Raw genomic sequence first — 9,023 nt, 5'->3', positions numbered from 1 at the left:
CTGCTGAAAGCCCAGTCTTCCTTTCCGCGTTCGATTTGAAAAGGGCAAGAGAGGCAAAAATTGTCGCATCTCTAAATTGCCCATGTGTCGCATCTGTATATTGCCGTTATACACATCGATTGCATAACGTATGTTATGGAACTAAAAAAGAATGAAAAGCTAGCATCTTGTTGCGATGAGACATTTCTCACCGCCCCAATATGATGCGGTGATGATCACTCAAACCAAGTTCAAATGGCTTTCCTTTGCGTATTTTCCACAACTCGAAAACTCTGGTGAAAATTTAAGCGAATCGGATGTCGTAGCCTGTAAAAAAATGCTGGCAGCAGCTTATAAAAGTGCCGCAAAATATGGAGTTTTCTTGATTTCTCATCCTCTGAGATTGCATTCAAAAGCGCTTTAAAATCGCCATTGCGTACCAGTTTTTTGCCTTCTAAATTAGCTGCAGCGTAGTCAATCTGGTAACTAATTCAGTATCTTGAGAACTTCTCTTGCAAGAACCAATCTTATCTATAAGATGCACGCCATTTCAAAAATTACCTAGGAGGGGTTCATCGTGTTTCGCAAAACTCTACTGACAAGCGTGTGTCTTCTGACACTGGTGGGAGCGGCATCGGCTGAGGTCGTTCTTAATCGCGGCAATGACACTGATCCAGCCACGCTCGATCATCATCGTACGTCCACCGTGTCTGAAGGCAACGTCCTTCGCGATTTGTATGATGGATTGACCATCCAGAACGCGAATGGTGAGGCCGTACCGGGTGTGGCGAAGTCATGGGATATTTCGGAAGACGGTTTGGTCTACACTTTCCATCTGCGCGATAACGCGAAATGGTCAAATGGCGATCCGGTAACTGCTGGTGATTTCAGCTTCGCTTTTCACCGTCTGATGGACCCTAAGACAGCTGCTGGCTATGCGAGCATGTTGTTTGTGATCAAGAACGCGGAAGACGTTGCTGGTGGAAAAAAGCCGGTCGATGAGCTGGGGGTTGAAGCTGTAGACGATCACACGCTGAAGGTAACGCTTAACTCCCCTGCTCCTTATTTCCTCGAACTTCTGACGCACCAGACCGGCTTCCCGCTGCATAAGAAGAGCGTTGAAGAAAATGGCGACAAGTTCACGACACCTGGGAAAATGGTGACGAACGGCGCTTACGAACTGGTCAGCTTCACGCCGAACGACAAAATCGTCATGAAGAAGAACCCGAATTACTATGAAGCCGATCAGGTCAAGATCGATACCATCAACTGGATTCCATTCGAAGACCGCGCCAGCTGCATGCGACGTTTCGAGGCCAAGGAAGTTCAGGTCTGCTCGGACGTTCCTGCCGAACAGATGGATTATGTGAAGAAGAACCTCGCCAACGAATTCCGAATGGCACCTTATCTCGGCGTTTATTATTTGCCGGTCAAAGGCAAGACTGCTGACAGCAAGCTGAAAGATCCGCGTGTTCGTCAGGCTCTTTCCATGGCGATCGACCGTGATTTCATTGCCGATCAGGTCTGGCAGGGCACCATGCTCCCAGGTTATTCGCTGGTTCCTCCAGGTATCAACCACTACGTCAAGGATGCGCCTAAACTCGACTATTCCGACGACATGTTGGATCGTGAAGACAAGGCCAAGGAGCTGTTGAAGGAAGCAGGCGTTGAGCCAAACACGCTTTCGATTGAGCTGCTCTACAACACATCTGAAAACAACAAGAACACGATGGCAGCAATTGCCGATCAGCTTGGCAATATCGGTGTGAAGGCAACGCTCAACGAAACCGAAGGCGCTACCTACTTCAACTTCCTGCGTGAAGACGGTCCGTTCGATATCGCACGCGCTGGCTGGATCGGCGATTACAACGATCCGCAGAACTTCCTTTACATTGCCCAGAGCGATGTCAGCTTCAATTATTCCAAGGTTAAAAACCCGGAATACGATGCGAAGATGGCTGAAGCAGCGAAGATCCTTGATCTGGATGCCCGCGCCAAGGTTCTGGCTGAAGCCGAGCAGCTCAAGCTCGATGACATGAGCAATATTCCTATCCTTTATTATTCCTCGCGCGCTCTTGTGTCTGACAAGATCGATGGCTGGAACGACAACCTTATGGACAGCCACAAAACCCGCTGGCTTTCGTTCAAACAGTAAATTTTCAGTTCGGGCTGTGCCTTTCGGCGCAGCCCCTTTTTCTTTCGACCTGGGAGGGTCGGAGGGTCCCTCTTTTCATGGGGACAGATATTTTTTAAGACTTATGGGAGTTTCACGATGGTTCGCGAAATTTTATTGGCAGGCGTTTGCCTGATTTCGCTTGGCAGCGCCGCGTCTGCTGCAATTTTGCTTAACCGTGGCAATGATATGGATCCTTCAACGCTGGATCAGCAGCTCACCACTACAGTTCAGGAAGACCGCGTTTTAAAAGATCTTTATGAGGGACTGGTCGCGCAGGATAGCCACGGCAGAGCAGTTCCCGGTGCGGCGACATCATGGGAAATTTCACCCGATGGCCTCACCTATACATTTCATATGCGCGACAATGCAAAATGGTCGAATGGCGATCCTGTAACGGCAGGCGATTTCGAGTTTTCATTTCGCCGCTTGATGGACCCTAAGACGGCTGCGGGCTACGCTAGTGTCTTTTATTCAATCAAGAACTCCGAGCAGATCGCGACGGGTCATATGTATGTCGATCAGCTTGGCGTGAAAGCACTGGACGACAAAACGCTCCAGATCACGCTCAACGCGCCTACTCCATATTTCATTGAATTATTGACCCACAACACCGGATTTCCGGTCAATCCGAAAGCCGAAAAGGAATTCGGGTCAAAGTTTAGCCAGCCGGACCACATGGTCAGCAATGGCGCTTATGAGCTTGTCAGTTTCAATCCGAACGACAAGATTGTTATGAAGAAAAATCCCTATTATTGGGATGCGGAGCATGTTCAGATTGATCAGGTAAACTGGATACCGTTTCAGGATCGCTCCAGCTGTATGCGCCGGTTTGAGGCGAAAGAAGTTGATATCTGCTCTGATGTTGCCGCTGAACAGATGGACTATGTGAAACAGAACCTCGGTAAATGGTTTCATCAGGCACCGCTGCTGGGTATTTATTACATCGACATCAAAGGTGAGCCTTCCAGCAAGTTGCGCGACCGTCGTGTCAGACAAGCCATTGGAATGACGATTGATCGTGATTTTCTGGCACAGGAAGTCTGGCGCGGTACAATGCTTCCTGCCAGCTCGATGGTGCCTCCCGGAATCAATAATTACGTCAAAGACGGACCGCAGCTAAGCTACGCCAAAGAAGACATTCTTGATCGCGAAGACAAGGCAAAAGAGCTGTTGGCAGATGCCGGTGTCACACCTGGCAGCCTGTCGATAGTGCTGAGATATAGCACGTCAGAAAATCACAAGAACACGATGGCAGCGATTGCCGACATGCTCAAGGATATTGGTATCAATGCCACGCTCGACGAAGTCGATGGCACGACCTATTTCAATTATCTTGAGCAGAAAGGCATGTTTGATATCGCCCGCGATGGCTGGGTTGGGGATTATAATGATCCGAACTCGTTTCTGTCACTCTTCACGAGCGACAGCTACTTCAATTACGCGCAATGGTCGAACAAGGACTATGACGCACTGATCATGAAATCAGCCATCACAGCAGATTTGGGTGAACGGGCGAAAATCCTCACCAACGCAGAGAAGATTTTGCTTCAAGACGGGGCTGCTATTCCTCTGCTCTACTATTCATCTACCGCATTGGTTGCCGACAAGGTCAAAGGCTACGACGACAACCTGATGAATTCGCACGCCACACACTGGCTGTCGATAAAAGGCTAAACAAAAACAGGAACGCCCTTAGTGGGATTTGCCGGGTCGCTTTTTGAGCGTTCCGGCAAAGAAGGGAAATAAAAATGCTGGGCTACACGCTCCGACGATTGGGTAGTGCAATACCAACTATCTTTATCATCGTCACACTGACTTTCTTCCTTATCCGGCTTGCGCCGGGTGGTCCTTTCGACCTTGAGCGCCCGATTGATCCGCTGATCCTCGAAAACCTCAAGAAAGCCTACAATATGGATGCGCCGCTTTGGCAGCAGTATCTTATTTATCTGGGCAATCTGTTGCGCGGTGATCTTGGCCCGAGCTTCACGCGTCGCGACTTCACCGTCAATGATTTGTTCGCTTCCGGTCTTCCGGTTTCGATCATGCTTGGTGCGCTGGCACTTAGTCTGGCTGCGATTATCGGAACATTTCTCGGAACAATTGCGGCACTGAAACAGAATTCTCCGATTGATTATTTCGTTGTAGCACTCGCCACTTTTGGCATTACGACGCCGAATTTTGTCGTTGCCCCTCTTCTGAGCCTTCTTTTCGGCGTCATCCTCGGATGGGTGCCGGCTGGTGGCTGGTCTTCGGCCAATATCCTTTACTGGATATTGCCGGTGCTGACTTTGGCGCTGCCGCAGGTTGGCGTTATTGCGCGCCTCGTGCGCGGCGCAACCATTGAAGCCTTGCGCGCCAATCACGTTAGGACAGCTCGCGCTTACGGCCTGCCCGCGCGCGTGGTCGTTGGCGTTCATGCTCTGCGTGCTGCCATGTTGCCGGCGGTTTCCTATCTGGGGCCGACAGCTGCTGCTCTCCTTACTGGCTCGGTTGTCGTTGAAACCATCTTGGGTATCCCCGGTATTGGCCGTTACTTCGTGCAAGGCGCGCTGAGCCGCGATTATACGATGGTGATGGGAACCGTTGTCGTCATTTCCGTTTTTGTCGTGGTGTTCAATCTCATTGTCGACCTTCTTTATGCATGGCTTGATCCGAGGGTTCGCTATGACTGATTTTACTGCAGCCGTTGAAACGGAAAAGCTTGGTTCGGTACAAAGCCGTTCACTCTGGCAGGACGCATGGCTGCGCCTGCGCAGGAACAAGGCAGCTGTAACAAGTGCTATCGTGCTGATCGTGCTTGCACTTGTCGGTATCTTCGGGCCGATGCTTAGCCCGCATCCCTATGACAAAATCTATCCGCAGTTTGTCCGCGTTGCCCCAAGTCTGGAAGCCTATCCGCGCGCTGACACGATCATGCCGGGACTGGAACGTGAATTGGCTCGTGCTCGCCTCACTGCATCAGCCGAGCCAGAATTGACCGGAAGCAATGTGGTCATCGACTTCACTGCGCAACGTCCGACCGATGAGCGCGTTCTTCGCTACTTCCAGCGCTCGGACCTGTTCAGTAATCCTAAGATCGAACTTGCTGCCGATGGTTTGAGTGGCAAGCTGACATTGAATGTCTCGCGCAACTATTTTGTGCTCGGTACAGATAATCTTGGCCGCGATCTCATGACCCGCATCTTCATCGGTGTGCGCATGTCGCTGGCAATCGGCTTGCTCGCTTCAGCCATGGCTCTGGTCCTTGGCGTTGGCTATGGTGCTATTTCGGGTTACCTCGGTGGCCGTGCCGACAACATCATGATGCGGCTTGTTGATATTCTCTATTCCCTGCCCTTCATCTTCTTCGTCATATTGATGCTCGTCTTCTTCGGGAGGTCGATCTTCATCATCTTCATTGCCATTGGTGCAACCGAATGGCTGGATATGGCGCGCATCGTGCGTGGACAAACATTGAGCCTCAAACGGCAGGAATTTGTGCAGGCGGCAGAAGCGCTCGGCGCAACCCGCCGCGGCGTCATCACCCGCCATATTATCCCGAATGCGTTGGGGCCGGTTATTGTCTTTGTAACGCTTCTGGTGCCAAAGGCCATTCTGCTTGAAAGCCTGCTTTCGTTCCTTGGTCTGGGCGTGCAGGATCCCCTCACCTCGCTCGGCCTCCTTATCTCAGAAGGCGCTCAGAATATGCGCGGCGCAAGCTGGCAATTGATCTGGCCTGCCGCAACCCTCACCATCATCCTGTTTGCGCTGAACTTCCTTGGCGACGGCCTGCGCGACAGTCTTGACCCGAAGGATCGCTGAGATGACAACAGAAAATATTCTGAGCGTTCGCGATCTTCGTGTCACTTTCGACACGCATGACGGTCCGGTTGATGCTGTGCGCGGCATTAACCTCGATGTCAAAGCTGGTGAAACAATCGCAATCGTTGGTGAATCCGGTTCCGGTAAAAGCCAGACCACCATGGCGATGATGGGATTGCTGGCACAAAACGGTAAAGCGACAGGACAGGCGCTTTATCGCGGTCAGGATCTTATCGGCATGTCCGATAAGGCGCTGAACAAAATCCGTGGTGCTAAGATCACCATGATCTTTCAAGAGCCGATGACATCGCTTGATCCACTTTATAGGATTGGCGATCAGCTGGCAGAACCTCTGCGCTATCACCGCGGATTGAGCAAGAAGCAGGCGCGTCCACGTATTCTGGAATTGCTGAAGCTGGTCGGCATTCCTGAACCCGAACGCCGCATCGATAGCTACCCTTACGAGCTTTCAGGTGGTCAGCGCCAGCGCGTGATGATCGCCATGGCGCTGGCTAATGAGCCGGATATTCTCATTGCCGATGAACCGACAACCGCGCTTGATGTCACCATTCAAGCGCAAATTCTCGACCTGCTGGCTGATCTTCAGCAGCGGCTGGGGATGGCGGTTGTGTTCATTACCCATGATCTTGGTATCGTGCGCCGTTTTGCCGACCGCGTCTATGTGATGCGTTCGGGTGAAGTGGTGGAAACCAACGAGACCGAAAAGCTTTTTACCGAGCCAGAGCATCCCTATACGAAGATGCTGCTTGATGCAGAGCCAGAAGGTGAAAAGCTGTCTCCGCCTGCAGAAGCGCCGGTCCTTATCCGTGCTGATAATGTGAAGGTGAACTTCCTTATCAATAAGCCCTGGCTTGGTGCCGCTACCTACATGACGGCGGTAAATGATGTCTCTCTGACCTTGAAGGAAGGCCAGACCATCGGGATTGTCGGTGAATCCGGTTCAGGCAAATCGACACTTGGCCGCGCGATCCTGCGCCTTCTTCCGTCAGAAGGTCGGATTGCTTATCTGGGCAAAGAGTTGCCGACGGAATCGCAGGCCATGCGGCCCAAGCGCCGTGAGCTTCAGCTGGTGTTTCAGGATCCGTTCGGATCGCTCAGCCCGCGTATGACCGTCGGCCGGATCATCACCGAAGGTCTGCTTATCCATGAGCCGAACCTTTCGGCAAAGGAACGGGATCGTCGCGCGCAGGAAGCGCTTCGTGAAGTCGGCATGGACCCGGCAATGCGTAACCGCTACCCGCACGAGTTCTCAGGTGGCCAGCGCCAGCGTATCGCCATCGCACGCACAATGATCCTGAAACCAAAGGTGATCGTGCTTGATGAGCCGACCAGTGCGCTGGATCGTTCCGTACAGAAGCAGATCGTTACGCTCCTGCGTGATCTGCAGAAGGAACACGGGCTTTCCTATCTTTTCATCAGTCACGACATGGCGGTGGTACGTGCCGTGTCCGACTATGTGATTGTTATGAAGAACGGAAAGATTGTCGAGCAAGGCGATACAGAACAGGTTTTCGATAACCCCTATGAGGATTATACGAAGGCTCTCATGGCCGCAGCGCTGAGCGAAGAGCGGTTTGGTACAAACGATTAAATTAAATAAAAACGGGGCTTTGGCCCCGTTTTCTTATAAAGTGATATAAATCTAAAATACCAAAGACCGATGGACGTTAACGCCAGCCGAAACACCATCCGCAACGGACCATGCAACACTATGTGCGCCCCTTGAAATGTCGCCGGCGGCATAGATACCCTGAATGCTTGTCGCTTTCATCTCATCAGTTTTGATGGCTTTTCCAAGCGGCATGTCTTCCAATATGCAGCCGAATTGCTCAGCGATCTGGCTGTTTAGGCGGTTGGACGGTCCAATGAATAATGCGTCAGCTTGCAACAGGCGACCGTCAGCAAGTTCGATCTCGGAGATGGATGTTCCCCCACCTCTTATGCCTGCAACCCGTTTCGCTTCAAGAGTGACACCACGCTTTTCTAGTTCTGCCAAAGTTGCAGCATCAGGCTCTCCACCGCCATTCAGATAGAATGTGGTCGGTCCCCATTCGGAGATAAGCATGGCTTGATGGGACGACATTGGCGAGAGGTTCAACACGGCGAGTTTTTTGCCGCTGAGCTCGTAGCCATGGCAATAGGGGCAATGAATAACCGATTTGCCCCAGCGTTCAGCCAGCCCCGGTAAATCTGGCAAAACGTCAGAAATGCCGAAGGCAAAGATCAGTCTGCGCCCACTGACGACTTCGCCTGTATCGAGTTCAATCGAGAAGTCATCAATCTGCCCGATTCCGTTTACAGCTTTACCCTCCGTTACTCTTACAGTCGGATAGGCTTTAACCTGCTCTTTTGCCGTTTTGAGCATCGCTGCCGGGCTGCTTCCATCCTGAGCGAAGAAACCATGTGAATGTTTAGCAAAGCGGTTGCGTGGCTTGCCTGCATCGATCACGCGAACCGAGCGTCTGCCGCGCGCCACATAGGTTGCCGCCGAAAGTCCGGCAAAGCTGCCACCGATAATAATCACATCATGATGCGTCATGGGCTGTCTCCAAGTCGAAAGCTGCGCCGCGTTCAATCGCGCACTGATGAAAATCCGCGCTCAACATGGCGAGTGTCACTTCGCCAAAACGTTTCAATAAAAGCTCTTCTGCATCGCTGAACGCCTTGTTGAGCGATGCGTTGACGGCCTGCTCGACGAGGCAGCCCGGCATTTCCGTACGATTGCTCATCGCAAGCAGCGACGGTTTGCCGATGGCGTTGTAAATGTCATGCAGCGTGACTTTGCTAAGATCGCAAGCGATCTCCCATCCGCCGCCATGACCTTTTTCGGAGCTCACATAACCCTGCTCTCGCAAACCACTCATGACGCGACGCACGACAACGGGATTGGTGCCCATCGCTTTTGCGAGGACTTCGGAGGTTACGGGCTTTTTATACTCAGCCATGTGAAGGAGGACGTGGAGGACGCCCGAAAGTTTACTATCTTTTTTCATGTAACTTTATATGTTACGAGTCTCGGACTCTGTCAAGAGAGGCGATAATATGA

General features: G+C 51.7%; 8 protein-coding genes. 6 read left to right on the top strand and 2 right to left on the bottom strand.

Translation table 11 applies throughout. From position 1 onward, the window contains the following. Positions 1-211: 211 nt before the first annotated feature. The 6 genes from QSJ70_RS05500 to QSJ70_RS05475 all read left to right on the top strand — a co-directional run bounded on the left by QSJ70_RS05500 (position 212) and on the right by QSJ70_RS05475 (position 7,568). Entirely contained in the window at positions 212-403 is a 192-nt protein-coding gene (locus QSJ70_RS05500) for a hypothetical protein (protein WP_285535087.1), read from the top strand. Between the two features lie 153 nt (positions 404-556). Further along, a complete protein-coding gene (locus tag QSJ70_RS05495; protein ID WP_215778843.1) occupies positions 557-2,134 on the top strand; it encodes a peptide ABC transporter substrate-binding protein in 1,578 nt (525 codons plus the stop codon). A gap of 117 nt (positions 2,135-2,251) precedes the next feature. After that, positions 2,252-3,829, top strand: coding sequence for a peptide ABC transporter substrate-binding protein (locus QSJ70_RS05490; protein ID WP_215778845.1), 1,578 nt, complete (start codon positions 2,252-2,254; stop codon positions 3,827-3,829). A gap of 74 nt (positions 3,830-3,903) precedes the next feature. Further along, positions 3,904-4,827: an ABC transporter permease gene (locus QSJ70_RS05485; protein ID WP_285535086.1), complete on the top strand. Its 924-nt coding sequence runs from the start codon at positions 3,904-3,906 to the stop codon at positions 4,825-4,827. Continuing rightward, the gene (locus QSJ70_RS05480; protein WP_285535085.1) at positions 4,820-5,956 is read left to right on the top strand and encodes an ABC transporter permease; all 1,137 of its coding nucleotides are present in this window, start codon (positions 4,820-4,822) and stop codon (positions 5,954-5,956) included. Before QSJ70_RS05485 ends, QSJ70_RS05480 begins: the two co-directional genes overlap by 8 nt. Before the next feature lies 1 nt (position 5,957). Further along, entirely contained in the window at positions 5,958-7,568 is a 1,611-nt protein-coding gene (locus QSJ70_RS05475; protein ID WP_285535084.1) for an ABC transporter ATP-binding protein, read from the top strand. A gap of 51 nt (positions 7,569-7,619) precedes the next feature. On the opposite strand, the gene QSJ70_RS05470 is transcribed toward QSJ70_RS05475, so the two are convergent. Both QSJ70_RS05470 and QSJ70_RS05465 read right to left on the bottom strand, forming a co-directional pair. Beyond that, positions 7,620-8,516 (bottom strand): NAD(P)/FAD-dependent oxidoreductase, encoded by an 897-nt coding sequence (locus QSJ70_RS05470; protein ID WP_285535083.1) that lies wholly within the window; start codon positions 8,514-8,516, stop codon positions 7,620-7,622. Beyond that, positions 8,503-8,970: an Rrf2 family transcriptional regulator gene (locus QSJ70_RS05465; protein ID WP_215778850.1), complete on the bottom strand. Its 468-nt coding sequence runs from the start codon at positions 8,968-8,970 to the stop codon at positions 8,503-8,505. The genes QSJ70_RS05470 and QSJ70_RS05465 overlap by 14 nt, the downstream gene beginning before the upstream one ends. Positions 8,971-9,023 lie beyond the last annotated feature (53 nt).

It is taken from the genome of Brucella sp. NBRC 12950 (assembly GCF_030268145.1).
Lineage (GTDB): Bacteria > Pseudomonadota > Alphaproteobacteria > Rhizobiales > Rhizobiaceae > Brucella.
The sequence above is the reverse complement of the archived record's forward strand: the minus strand, read 5'-3'. Positions and strand labels throughout refer to the sequence as shown.

Excerpts from the sequence above, each read along its gene's own strand:
- QSJ70_RS05500 (WP_285535087.1), top strand. The coding sequence starts at position 212 with ATGATCACTCAAACCAAGTTCAAATGGCTTTCCTTTGCGTATTTTCCA.
- QSJ70_RS05490 (WP_215778845.1), top strand. The coding sequence starts at position 2,252 with ATGGTTCGCGAAATTTTATTGGCAGGCGTTTGCCTGATTTCGCTTGGC.
- QSJ70_RS05485 (WP_285535086.1), top strand. The coding sequence starts at position 3,904 with ATGCTGGGCTACACGCTCCGACGATTGGGTAGTGCAATACCAACTATC.
- QSJ70_RS05480 (WP_285535085.1), top strand. The coding sequence starts at position 4,820 with ATGACTGATTTTACTGCAGCCGTTGAAACGGAAAAGCTTGGTTCGGTA.
- QSJ70_RS05475 (WP_285535084.1), top strand. The coding sequence starts at position 5,958 with ATGACAACAGAAAATATTCTGAGCGTTCGCGATCTTCGTGTCACTTTC.
- QSJ70_RS05470 (WP_285535083.1), bottom strand. The coding sequence starts at position 8,516 with ATGACGCATCATGATGTGATTATTATCGGTGGCAGCTTTGCCGGACTT.
- QSJ70_RS05465 (WP_215778850.1), bottom strand. The coding sequence starts at position 8,970 with ATGAAAAAAGATAGTAAACTTTCGGGCGTCCTCCACGTCCTCCTTCAC.